Origin of the sequence: Citricoccus sp. NPDC055426 (assembly GCF_040677445.1) — a bacterium.
Classification (GTDB): domain Bacteria; phylum Actinomycetota; class Actinomycetes; order Actinomycetales; family Micrococcaceae; genus Citricoccus.
Map to the genome: position 1 here is coordinate 1 of NZ_JBFARZ010000017.1, position 16,938 is coordinate 16,938.

General features: G+C 71.5%; 12 protein-coding genes and 1 tRNA gene. 5 read left to right on the forward strand and 8 right to left on the reverse strand.

What is annotated here, in order from left to right; translation table 11 throughout:
* Positions 1–278: 278 nt before the first annotated feature.
* Both AB0K08_RS16360 and AB0K08_RS16365 read left to right on the forward strand, forming a co-directional pair.
* The gene (locus tag AB0K08_RS16360; RefSeq protein ID WP_363356304.1) at positions 279–2,306 is read left to right on the forward strand and encodes a VWA domain-containing protein; all 2,028 of its coding nucleotides are present in this window, start codon (positions 279–281) and stop codon (positions 2,304–2,306) included.
* A 23-nt stretch (positions 2,307–2,329) separates the two neighbouring features.
* Positions 2,330–4,222 (forward strand): bifunctional 3'-5' exonuclease/DNA polymerase, encoded by a 1,893-nt coding sequence (locus AB0K08_RS16365; RefSeq protein WP_363356306.1) that lies wholly within the window; start codon positions 2,330–2,332, stop codon positions 4,220–4,222.
* Positions 4,223–4,273: 51 nt separating this feature from the next.
* Here the strand turns inward: AB0K08_RS16365 and AB0K08_RS16370 are convergent, their stop codons facing one another.
* Positions 4,274–5,419 (reverse strand): acyl-CoA dehydrogenase family protein, encoded by a 1,146-nt coding sequence (locus tag AB0K08_RS16370; protein WP_363356308.1) that lies wholly within the window; start codon positions 5,417–5,419, stop codon positions 4,274–4,276.
* 62 nt (positions 5,420–5,481) lie between these two features.
* Positions 5,482–6,543, reverse strand: coding sequence for a tellurite resistance/C4-dicarboxylate transporter family protein (locus AB0K08_RS16375; protein WP_363356310.1), 1,062 nt, complete (start codon positions 6,541–6,543; stop codon positions 5,482–5,484).
* A gap of 165 nt (positions 6,544–6,708) precedes the next feature.
* Here AB0K08_RS16375 and AB0K08_RS16380 point away from each other — a divergent pair, with 165 nt between their 5' ends.
* Positions 6,709–7,008, forward strand: a complete 300-nt coding sequence (locus AB0K08_RS16380; RefSeq protein ID WP_363356312.1) for a DUF4193 domain-containing protein — start codon at positions 6,709–6,711, stop codon at positions 7,006–7,008.
* Positions 7,009–7,039: 31 nt separating this feature from the next.
* Here the strand turns inward: AB0K08_RS16380 and AB0K08_RS16385 are convergent, their stop codons facing one another.
* Positions 7,040–9,292 carry a transglycosylase domain-containing protein gene (locus AB0K08_RS16385; protein WP_363356314.1) on the reverse strand — a complete coding sequence of 751 codons (2,253 nt, stop codon included), beginning with the start codon at positions 9,290–9,292 and terminating at the stop codon, positions 7,040–7,042.
* A gap of 120 nt (positions 9,293–9,412) precedes the next feature.
* A complete protein-coding gene (locus AB0K08_RS16390) occupies positions 9,413–9,823 on the reverse strand; it encodes a nuclear transport factor 2 family protein (protein ID WP_363356316.1) in 411 nt (136 codons plus the stop codon).
* A gap of 136 nt (positions 9,824–9,959) precedes the next feature.
* Between AB0K08_RS16390 and AB0K08_RS16395 the strand changes: the two genes are divergently transcribed.
* A complete protein-coding gene (locus AB0K08_RS16395) occupies positions 9,960–10,571 on the forward strand; it encodes a GNAT family N-acetyltransferase (RefSeq protein ID WP_363356318.1) in 612 nt (203 codons plus the stop codon).
* Between the two features lie 32 nt (positions 10,572–10,603).
* On the opposite strand, the gene AB0K08_RS16400 is transcribed toward AB0K08_RS16395, so the two are convergent.
* The 4 genes from AB0K08_RS16400 to AB0K08_RS16415 all read right to left on the reverse strand — a co-directional run bounded on the left by AB0K08_RS16400 (position 10,604) and on the right by AB0K08_RS16415 (position 15,811).
* The gene (locus AB0K08_RS16400) at positions 10,604–11,944 is read right to left on the reverse strand and encodes an SLC13 family permease (protein ID WP_363356320.1); all 1,341 of its coding nucleotides are present in this window, start codon (positions 11,942–11,944) and stop codon (positions 10,604–10,606) included.
* A 429-nt stretch (positions 11,945–12,373) separates the two neighbouring features.
* Complete coding sequence (selB, locus tag AB0K08_RS16405) at positions 12,374–14,233, reverse strand: selenocysteine-specific translation elongation factor (RefSeq protein WP_363356322.1); 1,860 nt, start codon at positions 14,231–14,233, stop codon at positions 12,374–12,376.
* A 1-nt stretch (position 14,234) separates the two neighbouring features.
* Positions 14,235–15,638, reverse strand: a complete 1,404-nt coding sequence (selA, locus tag AB0K08_RS16410; RefSeq protein WP_363356324.1) for an L-seryl-tRNA(Sec) selenium transferase — start codon at positions 15,636–15,638, stop codon at positions 14,235–14,237.
* 77 nt (positions 15,639–15,715) lie between these two features.
* A tRNA-Sec gene (locus AB0K08_RS16415) sits at positions 15,716–15,811 on the reverse strand.
* Positions 15,812–15,891: 80 nt separating this feature from the next.
* Between AB0K08_RS16415 and selD the strand changes: the two genes are divergently transcribed.
* Positions 15,892–16,932: a selenide, water dikinase SelD gene (gene selD, locus AB0K08_RS16420; protein ID WP_363356326.1), complete on the forward strand. Its 1,041-nt coding sequence runs from the start codon at positions 15,892–15,894 to the stop codon at positions 16,930–16,932.
* Positions 16,933–16,938 lie beyond the last annotated feature (6 nt).

Sequence of the window (16,938 nt, forward strand, 5' to 3'; positions counted from 1 at the left end):
AAGTCGCGAGGATAGTCCACACCCGCCACCGGCATCTGCGGCACCAAATCAGCCATACTCCAGCATACTTCAGCTAAGCAGATACCCAATACACACATTCGAACATGGGCGCCGGACACGTTAAGGCCCGTCGGCCGCCCCCGTGGAAAAGAACCACCGCCCGGTCACCTGTGGAGGAGCGGCCACCACGCCCCTTCGCACCCCCTGCCCACTCCCGCTCCGGAGACGTAGAGTGGCCTCACCGGCTCCGCCCACCCCGACACGAACCAGGGGGCCCCATGAGACACCGGTCCTCCTCCCGCTACGGCCGCTACGACGGCGGCCCCGACCCGCTGGCCCCTCCGATCGACCTCTCCGAGGCCCTCGACGCGGTGGCCGACGACGTCATGGCCGGTTACTCCCCCGAGCGGGCCCTCCGCGAGTTCCTCCGCCGGGGCGGCCGGAGTCTGACCGGCCTGGACGACCTGGCGGGGCGGGTCCAACAACGCCGCCGTGACCTGCTGGGGCGCCACCGGCTCGACGGCACCCTGCAGGAGGCCAAGAAGCTCCTGGACGAGGCCGTCCTCGAGGAGCGGAAGCAGCTGGCCCGCGATATCCGCATGGACGAGACGGACCGCTCCTTCCGCGAGATGCAGCTACAGAACCTGCCGGACTCCACCGCGGCCGCCGTCACCGAACTCGCCGGCTACGACTGGCAGTCGGACACCGCGCGGCGGGCCTACGAGCAGATCAAGGACCTACTCGGACGCGAGATGCTGGACCAGCGCTTCGCCGGCATGAAGAACGCCCTGCAGAACGCCACAGACGAGGACCGTGAGGCTATCGCCTCGATGCTCGCAGACCTCAACGGGCTGCTGGAGAAGCACGCCCGCGGGGAGGACACCCCGGAGGACTTCGAGCAGTTCATGGCGCAGCACGGCGACCAATTCCCGGAGAACCCCCAGGACATCGATGAGCTCATCGACGCCCTGGCCCGGCGTTCGGCCGCGGCCCAGCGCATGCTCCGCTCCATGACGCCGGAGCAGCGCGAGGAGCTCATGGCGCTCTCCGCACAGGCCTTCGGCTCACCGGCCCTGATGGAGCAGCTGAACCGGCTGGACGGAAACCTCCAGGGACTGCGCCCCGGTGAGGACTGGAGCGGTTCCGAGCAGTTCGACGGCGAGCAGGGACTCGGCCTCGGCGACGGCACCGGGGTGCTCCAGGACCTGGCGGACCTCGACCAGTTGGCGGATCAGCTCGACCAGTCCTCCCCCGGATCCACCCTGTCGGGCCTGGACGTGGACAAGCTGGCACGGCAACTCGGCGACGAGGCCGCCGTGGAGGCCCGGACCCTGAACCGGCTGGAGAAGGCCCTGCGGGACAGCGGCCTGCTGCGCCGCGGCACCGACGGCGACCTGGCCCTCTCCCCACGCGCGATGCGCAGACTCGGCACCTCCCTGCTCCAGGACGCCGCCGGCCGGCTCTCCGGGCGGCAGGGGCAACGGGACACCCGCCACGCCGGCGCCGCCGGGGAGCTCACCGGCTCCAGCCGGCCCTGGCATTTCGGGGATGTCGAGGCCTGGGACGTCACCAAGACCCTCACCAACGCGATCGGACGCACGACGGCGGCCGGCCGGGATCCGGCGGCCGGCCTGCGGATCGAGGTGGCCGACGTCGAGGTCCAGGAGACCGAGGCACGCACCCAGGCTGCGGTGGCGCTGCTGGTGGACACCTCGTTCTCCATGGCGGCCGAGGGCCGCTGGGTGCCGATGAAACGAACCGCCCTGGCGCTGCACCACCTGGTCTCCACCCGCTTCCGCGGCGACCAGCTGCAGCTGGTGAACTTCGGGCGGTACGCCGGCCGCCTCGAGATCGGTGAACTCACGGCCCTGGCCCCGCTGCACGAGCAGGGCACCAACCTGCACCACGGCCTCATGCTCGCCACCCGGTTCTTCCGGCAGCATCCCACCCTGCGGCCGGTGCTGCTGATCGTCACCGACGGAGAACCCACCGCGCACCTCATGCCACAGGGCGAGTCGGGGCCCGTGGCGCTGTTCTCCTACCCTCCGGAGCCGGCCACGCTGCGGGCCACCATCGCCGAACTGGACCGCGTCGGGAGGTTCGGCACTCAGACCACCTTCTTCCGGCTGGGTACCGACCCGGGCCTGGAGAGCTTCCTCGCCGCCATGGCCCGCCGGGTGGGCGGCCGCGTGGTGGCGCCCGACCCCGAGGACCTGGGGGCCGCCGTCGTGGGGGAATTCCTGCGGAGCCGCTCCACCTTCTCCCCCTTCTCCCCGTGGGGTGCCGATCCCGACGGGCCGGGCTGAGCCGCGGAATCTGACTGGCCGAGGTGGAACTGGCCGAGATGGAACTGGCCGAGATGGAACTGGCCGAGGAGGACCTGGCCGAGATGGACCAGCCGGTCGGGTTGAATGGGAGGATGCACATCGTCCTCGGCCCGGCTTCACCCCAAGAATCCGGGGCAGCAACCGGGTCGGCATCCGGGGCGGCGTCCGGGCCGGCAGATCCCTGGCTCCCGGTCGTCGTCCGCGGGGAACGGACGGAACAGCTCTCTCCGGTCCCGGCCGCGGCGCTGCCGGAACTGATCCGCGAGTTGCCGCATCGACTCGGGGCAGAACCGGACTCCGTGCGCTGGGTCTTCGCCTCGGTGGTTACCGGGTACCGTCCCCTGCTGGAGGCCGGGGTGCAGATCAGCCGGTGCTGGGATCTGGGCCTGTGCCAGCGCATCCTGTCGACCGCCACCGCTCCGGCCTACTCCCCCGCCGTGGACGTGCCCGTGGCGGAGCCCGAACCCTGGCTGCGGCAACCGCCACCGGTACGCGCCGACCAGGGGACGTTCTTCGACCTGCCCGCCGCCGGCCGCCGTGACCGGGACACGCCGCACGCCGTGGACCTGGCGCGCGAACTGACGGCCCAGCTGGAGGCGGTGGACCGGTCCCCGAACCCGCACCGGCTGAGGCTGCTGCTGGCAGCCGAGTCCCAGGGGGCCCTGATCGCCGCCGAGATCCTGCAGGAGGGCCTGCCCTGGCGCCGGGACCTGCACGAGGCGATGCTCGAGCAGAACCTCGGCCCCCGCCCCGCCGAGGGACAGCGGCCCCGGCTGCTCCAGAACCTGGCGGAGCGGATCGCCGGCACGCTGGGGGTGCCCGGCCTCAACCCGGACTCGACCCAGGACCTGCTGCGGGGCCTGAACCTGGCCGGCGTCCGCGTGGGGTCCACCCGGGCGTGGGACCTCAAGGCATGGGCCGCCGAGGGCGGACCCGACTCGCCCCGGCGGACCGAGTTGATCGCCGGCGTCCTCGAGTACAAGCACCTCTACCGCCTCTGGACGGCCAACGGCTGGCATTGGCTGGACGAATGGGTCCAGGACGGCCGCTTCCACCCGGCCTATTCCGTGGGCGGCGTGGTGACCGGGCGGTGGGCCGCCCACGGAGGCGGTGCCATGCAGGTCCCCGCCGCAGTCCGGGACGCCGTCCGCGCCGACCCCGGCCACCTGCTGACGGTGGCCGACGCCTCCCAGGTGGAGCCTCGCATCCTGGCGGCGATGTCCGGGGACCGTGCCCTGGCGGAGGCCGGATCCGGGAACGACCTGTACCTGGCGGTGGCCGAGCAGGGCCGACGCGCCGGTTCGGAACTGGCCGAACGCTCCCGGGCGAAGGTCGCGCTCCTGGGTGCCATGTACGGGGCGACGACGGGTGACTCGGCCGCGCTGATCCCGCACCTGCGCCGGTTGTACCCGCGCGCCATGGGACTCCTCGAGCAGTCGGCACAGCGCGGGGAGTCAGGCGGGCAGGTGTCCACCTGGCTGGGACGCACGTCCCCAGCACCGGGGCAGCAGTGGATCGCCACCACCACCGACGTCTCCACGGCCGAGGCGGAGGCCCGGTCCCGTACCGTGCGACGATCCGCCGGACGGTTCACCCGCAACTTCGTCATCCAGGGCACGGCCGCCGAGTGGGCCCTGTGCTGGATGGGAGAGATCCGCCGCCGCCTGCGCCAGGTTACGGCCGACGGCTCCGGGGCCGGCGCCGGACTGCAGACACGGCTGGTGTTCTTCGTCCACGACGAGGTGGTGCTGCACGGTCCGGCCGAGGAGGCCGACGCCGTCCGGCGGATCGTCACCGAGGCGGCGCAGTCCGCCGGGCGGATGCTGTTCGGGGCCGCGCCGGTGGGGTTCCCGCTCTCGGTGGCCGCGGTCGAGTCCTACGCCGGAGCGCACTGACCGGCCGCAGGGCACCGACCGGCCGGAGCCGCCCCGGAATCAGAGCCCGGGTCAGAGCCCGAGGTCCCGGCCGATGAGCTCCTTCATGATCTCGTTGGAACCGGCCCAGATCTTGTTGACGCGGGCGTCCTTCCAGGCGCGGGCCACCCGGTACTCGTTCATGTAGCCGTAGCCGCCGTGCAGCTGGACGCAGTGGTCCAGGACCTCGTTCTGCACGTCCGAGGCCCAGTACTTGGCCTTGGCGGCGTCCACGGCGGACAACTCACCGGCCGTGTGGGCCATGATGGCGTCATCGAGGAAGGCCTGGGTGACCTCCACCTTCGTCACGAGCTCGGCCAGCAGGAACTTGTTGTGCTGGAAGGCGCCGATGGACTGGCCGAAGGCCTTGCGGTCCTTGGTGTACTGCATGGTCTCGTCCAGGATCTGCCGGGCATGGGCCAGGCCGTAGACGGCGGCACCCAGGCGCTCCTGCGGCAGGTTCTTCATCATCTGGATGAACCCGGTGTCCACCTCGCCGATGATGTTCTCGCCGGGGACGCGCAGGTCCGTGAAGAACAGCTCCGAGGTGTCCGATTCGGGTTGCCCGACCTTGTCCAGCTTCCGGCCCCGTTCGAAGCCCTCCATGCCGGCCTCGACCCCGAACAGGGTGATGCCCTTGGCCTTCTTCTCCGGGCTGGTGCGGGCGGCCACCACCACCAGATCGGCCGAGAAGCCGTTGGTGATGAAGGTCTTGGAGCCGTTGATGACCCAGTCATCCCCGTCCCGCACCGCGGTGGTCTTGAGGTTGGCCAGGTCGGAGCCGCCGGACGGTTCGGTCATGGCGATGGCCGTCACGGTGGAGCCGTCCGCCACCCCGGGGAGCCAGCGGGCGTGCTGCTCCGGGGTGCCCAGGTCCACGAGGTACGGCGGCACGATGTCCGCGTCGATGCCCACGCAGGAGGCGATCGCGAAGCTGGCCTTGGCCAGCTCCTCGAACACCACGGCGTTGAAGCGGTAGTCCTGCGGGTAGCCGCCGCCGAACTCCTCCGGGACCTCGAGCCCCAGCAGGCCCTGCTGACCGGCCTGCAGCCAGAACTCACGCGGCAGCGCCTTGGCCTCGGCCCAGGTCTCGAGGTTCGGGGTGACCTGGCGGGTGACGAACTCCGCCACGGCATCGCGGAAGTCCTCGTGTTCGGTCTCAAAGATGCGGCGGCGCACGGTGGGGGTCCTTCCGGGACGGTGATCTGGTGGTGGTCCCGACCATACTACTGGCGAGTAGATTAAGCGGCGAGACCCGGACTGCGGCGCAGGCTGGAGACCCATGACCACACCATGGCCCCGCAGGCCACGGCCCAGGCCGCCAGGCCCACCCAGATCCACTGCTCGCCGATCCACGCGACGATCGGCAGCCGGTCCGCCCGCCCCAGGTACATCCCGGCCACGGCGTACATGCCCAGCGGGAAGACGATGCTCCACCACGTGGGGTTGTAGACCAGGGGGACCTTCTTCATCCCGTGACGCCAGATGCCCCCGGCCACCAGCGCGGGGATGAGCCACGTGGCGAAGCACCACAGCACCACGGCCACACCCGCCACCAGGCCGCGGACCGCGTCCACCATGGGGGTGCTGTGCATCTCCACGATGCGCGATCCCGCCACGATCGTGATGGCCAGGGCCCCCATGGAGACCCAGTAGGGCGGGGTGAAGTCCTCCGGGTGCAACGGGAACGCCAGCATCCGGTAGACCACCAGGATCGCCACGGCCACGTACAGCGCCAGGCCGACCGACCAGGCGAAGACCGCCAGGACGGCCAGCCCGTCCCGGAACCCCGGCACCTGGGGCTCGAGCGTCGCGGACAGCACCGCCACCGACTGGCTGGCCACCACCCAGATGAACCAGGTCCCGTTCGCGGCCGAGGTCACGGGCCGCTCCGACCGTCCCAGCACGGCCGCCCAGGGGATCGAGTAGCCCAGCACCAGCCAGCTCACGGAACCGATCACCAGCAGGACCGTGGCCGCCCCGAGGGCCCCGAACCCCGCCAACGCCACGGCCACCACGTTGACCGCGGCGACGAACGTGAAGGCCAGGAAGGCCTTCGCCGAATCGTGCAGGTCCTCCTCCAGCTCGTCCCGGAAGGCCAGGAACCGCCAGGCATTCAGCCCCACCAGGATCACCAGCCCGACGCCGGCCACCACCAGCAGGGCGGTCGAGAGCCAGTCCCAGCCCCGCTGGGACGCCCCGATGGACAGGATCCCCGTGCCCATCACGAAGGCGAAGTACCCCGGGGACAGGTTCTGGGGCGAGATCCGTCTCAGGTGCGGGGCCGGTGCGGTGGTGCTCACGCCTTCGATGGTAGGACGCCACCGGGGAATACAGCGTGCGGTCCCCGTGTTATCGGCGGTCCAGGGGCAACCAGGCTCTCCGGCCTCCCGGGGATCCACGAAGGTCCCACGGCCCCGTCAGCGGGGTGATCCCCCGCGTGAACCTTGTATTGGAGCGTGCAACCCATGGCCACAGATTTCGACACCCCGCGTCAGGACGCGGAGGAGACCACCGATGGTTCGATCGAGGAGCTGAAGAACCGCCGCACGGACACGCAGTCCCCCGTGGTGGACGAGGACGAGACCGCGGCGGCCGAGGGATTCGAGCTGCCCGGTGCGGACCTCTCCGGCGAGGAGCTCACCGTCAAGGTGCTGCCGGCGCAGCAGGACGAGTTCACCTGCGCCTCCTGCTTCCTGGTCCGGCACCGCTCCCAGGTGGCCCGGGTGAAGGACGGGCTGCAGTACTGCACCGACTGCGAGGGCTGAGACCCCGGCCGGTGGCGGCCGGCGGCTGCGGTCAGGGGGCCGTCGACGGCCCCGCATCGGACGGGGTGTCCGCCTCCGGGTTGTCCGGGGTGGACTCGGCGGCATCGCCGGGACGCTCCGGCTCGTTGCCCGGCTCCGTGCCGTCGCCACCCGTGGCGTAGCGGTCCCGGGAACCGGGGTCCTCGAACGGGGAGTCCCGCGGCGTCCGGAACTCCTCGGCGGGATGGGACTGCGCGGCCTCGCCCATGTAGTCGAACCACTGGGGCCCTGCCAGGGTGCTGCCCCAGAAGTCCTCGTGCTCGGTCCCGTTGACGGGCACCTCCGCCAGCGACTTCAGGCCCGTGTAGTTGCCCACCCAGCTCGCGGTGGACAGTCCCGAGGTGTAGCCGATGTACCAGGTGGAGGACTGGGAGTTGTTGGTCCCCGTCTTGCCACCCATGGGCAGGTCCTGCACCGCGGCGGGCTGGTTCGCCTCCCCGGCGTTGCGGTGGGCGATGTTCGTCAGGGACTCGTTCAGCTGGGCGACCACCTCGGGATCCAGCGCCTGCTCACACGCCGGAGCGCCGACGTCGTACTCCTTGCCGTTGGTGTCCTTGACGGAGAGCAGGGACCGCGGGGCGCAGTACTCGCCGTCGTTCGCGAAGGCGGCGTAGGCGGCGGCCTGCGTCATCGGGGCGAACTCCTCGGAGCCGAGGATGAAGGACGGATTGGCCGGGTTCAGCGGCTCACCGTCGTCCGCCCGGTGCACGCCGAGCCGGGTGGACACGTCCGTGATGTCACACAGGTCCAGCTCCTCTGCCATGTTGACCATGACCGTGTTGATGGACCAGTACAGGCCGAAGTCGGCGGTCATCTCCCGCTTCATGTCGTCGATGACGTTGTTGACCTTCCACCCGTCCTCGTCCGGGATGGCGACGGATCCACCCTCCAGGCAGGAGGCCTGGAACTCCGAGCCCTGGGGCCAATGGTCCTGGGAGGCGTCCACCATGTCATACATGGAGCGTCCGCTCTCCAGCCAGGCGGCCGCCACATAGGGCTTGAGCGAGGAACCGCCCTGGAAGCCGTTGCCCCCGCCCTGGGCCGCGTCCACGTTGAGGTTCAGCATCGTGTTCCCCGCGTCCGCGTCCTCCTCGGGGTGGTAGCGGGTGTTCTGCGCCATCGCCTTGATGTTGCCGGTCCCCGGTTCGACCGTGACCAGGGAGGCCCCGGCGCCGGAGGGGTCCCCGGCGGGGACGGTCTGCTCCACCGACTGCTGCGCGCGGCCCTGCAGGCCGGTGTCCAGCGTGGTGGTGATCTCCAGGCCGCCACGGTTCAGCAGCTGCTCGCGGGACTCCGCGTCCGGGCCGAAGGCCTCGTTGGAGAGGATCTCGTGGGTGACGAAGTCACAGAAGTACGGGGCCTGGGAGGCGGAGATGCAGCCGGTGGACTCCCGGTGGATGTCGGTGCCGAGTTCGGCACCCGTGGCCTGTTCGTGCTCCTGCTCGGTGATCTTGCCCTGCTCCAGCATGGAGTTCAGCACCACGTTGCGCCGCTGGACCGAGGCCTCGGGGTTCGTCTCCGGGTTGTAGCCGCTCGGGGACTTCACGATCCCGGCCAGGGTGGCCGCCTGGGCGATGTCCAGCTCGGCGGCCGAGACGCCCCAGTAGTACTGGGCGGCGGCCTCCACGCCGTAGTTCCGGCCCCCGAACAGCACGATGTTCAGATACCCCTCGAGGATCTCCTCCTTGGACAGGTCCTGCTCCACGGAGACCGCGAGCTTCATCTCCTTGAGCTTGTCCGCGTAGGTCTTGGTGCCGGAGATGGTCAGCCGCTCCTCCCCGCGCAGCATGTCCGCGTTGATGAGCATGTTGTTGACGTACTGCTGCGTGATCGTGGACGCCCCCTGCTGGGACCCGGACGAGACGTTGGTGACCAGCGCACGCCCCACGCCCTGCGGGTCCACCCCGCCGTGTTCGTAGAAGCGCTCGTCCTCGATCGCGACGATCGCGTCCTGCATGTTCTGACTGATCCGGTCCAGTTCCACCGGCTTGCGGTTCTCGGCGTAGAACGTCGCCAGCTCCGTACCGTCCTCGGCCAGGATGCGGGAGGGGACGCTCACCGGCTCCTCCCGCAGCTCCGCGGGGAACTCCTCGATCATCTTCTGACCCGTCGCCGCCGTGGCACCGCCCGTGACGGCCAGGGGCAGGAACAACCCTGCCACCAGCAGGCCCGCCAGGGCACTGACCCCGAAGAAGGCGAGGATCTTACCGGCCGTGGTGGACGTCGCTCTGCGGACAAGACTCATTCGAATCACGATGACAGGGGTTCCTGAACGGATCCTCCATGCCTGGCTGGCGGCGCAACCCGGCCGGCGGACTGCTCCCGGCCGGCGGAGCCTCGCGGCTCGCGGACGCCACGCCGGAGGCTACGGCGCGCCCTTCACCACGTACGCGCGCACCGACGCGATCCGTCCGGTCCTCGCGGCGGCCGAGGTGAACCGGACCATTACGGACAGGCTGGTGGAGCCGGCCTCGCTCGGGCCGGCATGGCCGCCCGAACGCTGACCGGAGAACGTCAGCGTGGCATCACAGGCGGCGTGTCGGCCGTGCGAGATGGTGCTGTGGATGGCGAGCGTGTCCGGGCGCACCTCGGGCAGGGTCTGCAGGACCGACCGGCGCCCCTGATAGGTGGCACCGCCCACCACGTTCCACTCGACGTCCTCGGCGAGCCATACCGAGACGGCCTCCCGATCCCCACTCGCCCACGCCACCAGGACCGCGTTCACGATGCCGATGCGCGGGGCATTGCCACAGTCTGCGGGCAGGTGGATCTCCATGGGCCCACTATTGCACCGAGAAGCGAGGGGTGACAGGTCTTGACGTTCAGCGTTGAGACCACGGGGTTGGGCAACAGGGCTGGACACGGGGCCCTCTCATCGTCAATCTGTGGTGACGACGAAAGGGCCCCCTGCCATGTCCACCACCGCTGCGACCCAAGCCACCGAGGAGTCCGTCTGGGAGACCCATCCGGTCACGCCGGACCGCTTCGAGGACTTCGCCGACGTCATCAATGCCAACCGCCGGGACAAGCACTGCTGGTGCCTGTCCCACCGGCTGCGGGCCCCGGAGATCGAGGAACTCGGCGGAGGGGACCGCCAGGAGGCCATGCGTCGGCTCACCGAACGGGAGAACCCTCCCGGGGTCGTCACCTATCGGGACGGGGTCCCCGTGGGCTGGTGCAGCATCGGGCCCCGCGCAGAGATCCCGCTGCTGGCCGCCTCGAAGCTCATGCGCCCGATCGATGAGGTCCCGGTGTGGAGCATCATCTGCGTGGTAGTCCGGCCCGGCCACCGCCGTCAGGGCGTCACCGCGCGGATGCTCGAGGGCGCCGTGGCCCACGCCGCGTCCCGGGGCGCTCCGGCCGTGGAGGCCCACCCCGTGGACCCCGAGGGACGGATGGACCTGACCATGGCGTTCGTGGGGACCAGGATGATGTTCGAGAACGCCGGGTTCCGGGTCGTGGGCACCACCGACGCGAAGGCCAGTCGGCTCCCGCGGCTGGTCATGCGCCGCGAGCTGGGCTGAGCACGCCGGACTGCCGGATCGCCGGACCGTCCTCAGAGCACCATGGCCGCGATGATCCCACCGAAGAACAGCGGGATGTTGAAGTGCACGAAGGTGGGCACGCACGTGTCCCAGATGTGGTGATGCTGGCCGTCCACGTTCAGCCCCGAGGTCGGGCCGAGCGTGGAGTCCGAGGCAGGTGAGCCGGCGTCGCCGATGGCTCCGGCCGCGCCCACCAGGGCCGCGGTGGCCAGCGGGGTGAACCCGACGGCGGCGCACAGCGGCACGAAGATCGCGGCCAGGATCGGGATGGTGCCGAAGGAGGAGCCGATGCCGATCGTCACGAGCAGGCCCACCGTCATCATCACCATGGCTGCCACCAGCTGGCTGTCCCCGATCCAGCCGGTGGCCGAGGCCACGAGCGAGTCGACGGCGCCGGTCTCCGTGAGCACGGAGGCGTAGCCCGAGGCCACCAGCATGATGAAGGCGATGGTGCCCATCATGGTCACGCCGCCGTGGGCCAGCTCATCCGAGGCCCGCCACCGTTCGCCGCGGAAGAGGAAGATGATCAGCACGCCGCCGAGTGCGGCGATGACGAGGGATCCGAACACCAGCTGGAGCACCAGGGTGACTGCGAGCGCGATCAACACCACGATGTGCTGACGGGTCCAGCCGGTACCCGCGCCGACTGCCCCGGACGCGCCGGCGGCGCCGTCCGTGCCGACGGCTGCCACCCCGAGGTTCGGCGCGGCGTCCCGGTACTCGCGGGGACGGCGGTAGGTCACGAGGATCGAGATGACGAGTCCGACCAGCATGGCCGCCACCGGGATGGCCATGGCCAGCGGGATCTGGGCGAGCTCGATCTCCATGCCGTGGGCGGCCATCTCCCCCAGGATGATGTTCTGGAAGATCAGGCCGAAACCGAGCGGGATCAGCATGTAGGGCGCCTTGAGGCCGAAGGTCAGCGCGGTGGCCACGGCCCGGCGGTCGATCTTCATCCGGTTGAACACCGTCAGCAGCGGCGGGATGAGGATCGGGATGAAGGCGATGTGGACCGGCACCAGGTTCTGGGAGAAGCAGGCCAGCCCGGCGATCCCGAACAGCGCCATGGCCCGCTTGCCCTGGATCCGCGGCAGGATCCAGCGGATGAGCTTCTCTGTGATGCCGGAGCGGGCCACCATGACCGAGAGGATGCCGAGCAGGATGTAGCTCAGCGCGGTCTCCCCCTGCCCACCCAGCCCGCCGACGAGCGTGGACATGGTGTCCTCGATGCTCAGTCCGGACATCAGGCCGGCGACCAGGGCCGCGATGAGCAGGGCGACGATGACGTTGACCCGGGCCAGGCTGAGGGCGGCGAGCACCACGACGGAGACGACGACGGGGTTCAGAAGCACGGTGGTAGGACCTCGGTGTATCGGTGAGATGCCGGGTGCGGCGACGGCGATTTGCGCCTCCAAGAGTGTACCGGGCTGCAGCCGACGGCTACTCCACAGGAGGATGCTCATGCCGTGGGGTCCCCATCTGTCCCCCTGGAAGACATCGCGGAGCGGATCGGTCGCACCCCCACAGTCCTCCGGAACCAACTGCGCCGGATGCTGCCGGCCGACGAAAGACACCTCAAGACAGATCTCATCCAGGCCCGCCTGCGCCAGCTCAATCGGAATGGCGACTACAATTGGTTGGCCGCCATGGCCCAACAGCCCACACCGGAGTGGACGCTGATCCACGAGCGGGAGTTGGTCCACCAGCTGGACCGGTGGATGAGGGCGCCGTCTCCCTCCGGATCCGTACTACGAGGAGTTGGCCCCCTGGGAACGGTGAGGCTACCTCGCGACCTCGCGGTGGCTCCCGTCCAGTCGGCGCGTCCAGCCACGCGCGTCGAGGTGTTCGAGCAGCGGGATCGCCACCCGCCGGCTCGTGCCCAACGCCTGCCGGGCCTGACTGGTGGTGAACGGCTGCTCAAGACCGGCCAGCTCCCGCATGGCCCGGGCCGGCGCCGTGGGCAACAGGACCACGTCCCCGTCCAACCGCAGGATCCGGCCCGTGCGCTCGGCGGCGGCCAGCGCCTTCGGGCCCAGGTCCAGAGCCGTCAGGTCGTCCCCCTCCGGGGCGTCGAAGGGATCCCGCGCCAACCGGGCCTCCACCGCTGCGATGGACGCCTCCGCCGGGCCGAGCGCGCGCCGCCCGCCCGGCAGGACCACGTAGCCGCCGTCCAGCCCGAGCCCGGCCTCGGTGATGACGGCGTCCAGCAACTCCGGATCAGCGCCGAGCACCTCGGCGGCGGCCCCGCGGCTCAGCCCCGCGGCCAGGGGGTCTGCGGCAGCCAGTTCCTCCACGGCGGCCCGCAGCCGACGCGACCAGCGGGCCAGGACCGGCTCGTGGACCCACCACTGGCCCAACTCGCGCACCTCCGCCGCCGCCTGGCCCGTCGCCTGTCGCGTCGCCGTTTGGTCCGCCGCCTGTCCCGTCGCCGCCCCATCGGTCTGCGGTCCATCCCTCTCCGGCCCCACCAGGCCCAACCGCTGCAGGGCCCCGAGCCGCACCGCACCCCGGCGCACGACCTCGTGCCGGGCGCTGCCCCCGTCCGGCACGGTCTCCAGGTACGCCGCATGCCGGGTCCCGTCCCCGCGGCGGGACAGCTCCGGCGGGTCCACGTCCAGTACGCGCGCGCCTCCGAACACCGTGCGGCTGCCGGGATCCCGCAGCACGAGCCGGTCCCCGGGGACCAGCGGGAGTGGCCGGTCCAGGGAGAGACGGGCGTGACGGGCGGAGAACGGACGCACGTGGGCGGAGACCGTGGCCGTGCCCACGTGGACCAGCAGCTGCCCCGAGGCCTCACTCAACTCCGACCCGGTGGTGCGGCGGACGTCCACCACCTCCGCCAGCGGCCAGGCCCCGGGTGTCACGAGGGCATCTCCGCGGTGGACCGTCTCGGCCGGGATCCCGCGGAGGTTGACGGCCACGCGCCGGGTGGGGCCGGTCGAGGACTGTGCCTCGTTACGGCTGTGCAGGGCGCGGACCGTGACGGACCGTGGCGCGCCCTCCCCGAGCACCTCGAGGTGGTCCCCCTCGGCGAGCGTGCCCGCCGTGAGGGTCCCGGTGACCACGGCCCCGGCCCCCTTGACCGTGAACGAACGGTCCACCCAGAACCGGACCCGGCCGCCCGCCGTGGGCTCGGGCAGCCCGCCCAGGACGTCGTCGAGTGCGGCGCGCAGCTCTTCCAGGCCCGCCCCGGTCGTGGCGGACACGACGACGGCCGGGGCCTGGGCCAGCCCGGTTCCGGTCAGCTCGGTGCGGGCCTGGGCCAGGACCTCCCCCACCCGTTCCGGCGCACGATCCGCCTTGGTGACCACGATGATCCCGTGGTCGAGGCCGAGGGCGGCGAGGGCGTCCCGGTGATCGCCGGACTGGGCCTGCCAGCCCTCGTCGGCCGCCACCACGAAGCACACCGCGGGGGCCGGTCCGAGCCCGGCGAGCATGTTGCCCAGGAAGCGCTCGTGCCCGGGGACGTCCACGAACGCGACGTCCCGGCCGGAGGGCAGCGCGGTCCAGGCGAAGCCGAGGTCGATCGTCAGCCCGCGGCGCTTCTCCTCGGCCCACCGGTCCGGTTCCATCCTGGTGAGGGCGCGGACCAGGGTGGACTTGCCGTGGTCCACGTGCCCGGCGGTGGCGATGACGTACACGTCAGCGGCCACCTTCTGGGCCGGCGGGGCCCACAGGGCCAGCCGTGCCGCGCCGTGCCTGGGCCGCGCGGACCGCCTCGGCCAGCCGGCCGTCGTCGGGCTCGGGGATGCAGCGCAGGTCCACCAGGCAGGCACCGCCCTGCAGGCGGGGCAGCACGGCGGGGTCCCCGGTCCGGAGCAGGGGGGCCAGGTCCTCGGGCAGCCGGACGGCCCAGCCGGCCAGCGGCACCCCGGGCGCTCCCCCGCCGCCGACGCGCCCCTCGTGGGCCACCACGGGCGCGCCCACCGCCGCGCCGAGGCGTTCGGCGCGTTCGCGCAGCCGCTCGGGATCGGCATGCAGAGCCCGGGACACCGGGGTGAGGCCGCCGTCCAGGGTGGCCTCGAGGGCGGCCAGGGTGAGCTTGTCCGCGCGCACCGCGCGGGCCAGCGGGTGCCGCTCGAGGCGCCGGATGGTCTCGGCACGGCCGAGCAGGATGCCCGCCTGTGGGCCGCCGAGCAGCTTGTCCCCGCTGGCGATCACGACGTCGGCCCCAGCCTCGAGCGCGCTCGTCAGGTCCGGCTCCCCCGGCAGCGCGGGGTCCGCCGTGAGCAGCCCGCTGCCGACGTCCACGATCAGGGGCACGCCGAGTCCGGTCCCGGGCTGCGGGCCGTACTCGTCGGCGAGGGAGCGCAGTTCCTCGATCGGCACGGCGGAGGTGAAGCCGTCCACGCGGAAGTTGCTGGGATGGACCTTCAGCAGCCCGGCGGTCTCGGGGCCGAGGGCGCCGGCGTAGTCGGCCCGGTGGGTCCGGTTGGTGGTGCCGATCTCGCGCAGCCGGGCCCCCGTGGAGGCGATGAGGTCCGGCAACCGGAAGCCCGCGCCGATCTCCACGAGCTCGCCCCGGCTGACGATGAGTTCCCCGGTGCCGATGAGCGCCGTGGTGGCCAGGACGAGGGCCGCCGCCCCGTTGTTGACCACGAGGGCGTCCAGGCCTCCGGGCACCTCGGCCGGGCAGGCGGCGAGCAGGGCCCGACGGGCCCCGGCACCGCGCTGGGAGCGCCGGCCGGTGACGAGGTCCATCTCCACGTCCACGTATCCACCCGCGGTGATGAGGGCCTGGGCGGCGGCCTCCGAGAGGGGCGCGCGGCCCAGGTTGGTGTGGACCACCACGCCGGTGGCGTTGAGCACCGGGCGCAGGCTCGTGGCCGAGCGGGAGGCCACGGCGGCGAGCACCTCGCCCCGGACTTCGTCCGGTGGCAGCTCCCCCCGGCGGGCACGGTCCTGGACCGCACCGACCAGACCGCGGAGCACGGCCCCGCTCAGGCGGTCCCGCGCCCCGGCGAGCTCCGGCAGCGCCAACAGGTCGTCCGTCCTGGGGATCCGGCGCCGGGGATCCTCGGCTGGCCCCGGGGGTGCACTGGGCACGGGCCCTCCTTGCTGGCAGGTGGCTGGCAGGTTGCCGGCAGAGTTACTGACAGAGTCACTGGCTGCATCGTGATGCTTGGCGGAGGCGGACGGGAATCGAACCCGCCAGACCGAGATGCTCGGTCTCACCGGTTTTGAAGACCGGGGGGACCACCAGGACGCCAGACGCCTCCGTGCACGAAACTACCAGCAGCCGGGCCCCGGGCCGTGACGGTCAGTGCAGGGGCCCGCGGCGCGCGGCTAGGGTGGCGTCATGGAGCCCACCGCTGTGACCACCACGGATGCCCTCGATGCCACCGATGCCACCGTGGACCTGAGCCAGATCAAGCTGACCGCCTATGCCCACGGCGGTGGCTGCGCCTGCAAGATCCCCCCGGGCGAACTCGAACAGGCAATCAGCGGCCTGGGCGGGCAGACGAATCCCGAGGTCATCGTGGGTCTGGACGACGGCGACGATGCCGCGGCCGTGCTCGTCCGGGACGGGCTGGCCGTGTTGTCCACCGCCGACTTCTTCACCCCCATGGTGGACGACGCCTTCGACTGGGGCCGCATCGCCGCCGCCAACGCCCTCTCGGACATCTACGCGATGGGCGGCACCCCCGTGGTGGCCATCAACCTGGTGGGCTGGCCCCGCGGGGTGCTGCCGATGGAGCTGCTGACCGAGGTGCTCCGCGGCGGGCTCGCCGTGGCGCAGCTGGCCGGCACCCCCGTGATCGGCGGCCACACGATCGACAACCCGGAGCCGACCTACGGCATGGCCGTCACGGGCACCGCCGACCCGGAGCGGCTCCTGCGCAACGACGCCGCCCAGGCCGGCCTGCCCCTGACACTGACCAAGCCCATCGGCGTCGGCCTGCTGAACAACCGTCACAAGCAGACCGGCGAGGTGTCCCAGGCCGCGGTCGATTCCATGGTGTCCCTGAACCGTGAGGCCGCGGCCGCCGCCCTGGCCGCCGGGGTCACCGCCGCCACCGACGTCACCGGCTTCGGATTGCTGGGGCACCTGCACAAGATGGCCCGGGCCTCCGGCGTGGGCGCCGTGATCGACCGCGCGGCCGTCCCCCTGATCGAGGGGGCCGCCGAGGCCCTGCGGGACGGCTACATCTCCGGCGGGACCCGCCGCAACCTGGACTGGGTCCGCCCACATCTGACGCCTGGCAGCGGGATCACCGAGGAGGACCTGTTGCTGCTGGCCGACGCGCAGACCTCCGGCGGGCTGCTGGTGGTCGGTGAGGTCCCCGGCTACCCGGTCATCGGTCAGACGGTGCCCGGCGGGGGGATCTCCGTGCGCTGATCGCTG

Excerpts from the sequence above, each read along its gene's own strand:
- AB0K08_RS16385 (WP_363356314.1), bottom strand. The coding sequence starts at position 9,292 with ATGAGTCTTGTCCGCAGAGCGACGTCCACCACGGCCGGTAAGATCCTC.
- AB0K08_RS16395 (WP_363356318.1), top strand. The coding sequence starts at position 9,960 with ATGTCCACCACCGCTGCGACCCAAGCCACCGAGGAGTCCGTCTGGGAG.
- AB0K08_RS16380 (WP_363356312.1), top strand. The coding sequence starts at position 6,709 with ATGGCCACAGATTTCGACACCCCGCGTCAGGACGCGGAGGAGACCACC.
- AB0K08_RS16360 (WP_363356304.1), top strand. The coding sequence starts at position 279 with ATGAGACACCGGTCCTCCTCCCGCTACGGCCGCTACGACGGCGGCCCC.
- AB0K08_RS16390 (WP_363356316.1), bottom strand. The coding sequence starts at position 9,823 with ATGGAGATCCACCTGCCCGCAGACTGTGGCAATGCCCCGCGCATCGGC.
- selD (WP_363356326.1), top strand. The coding sequence starts at position 15,892 with ATGGAGCCCACCGCTGTGACCACCACGGATGCCCTCGATGCCACCGAT.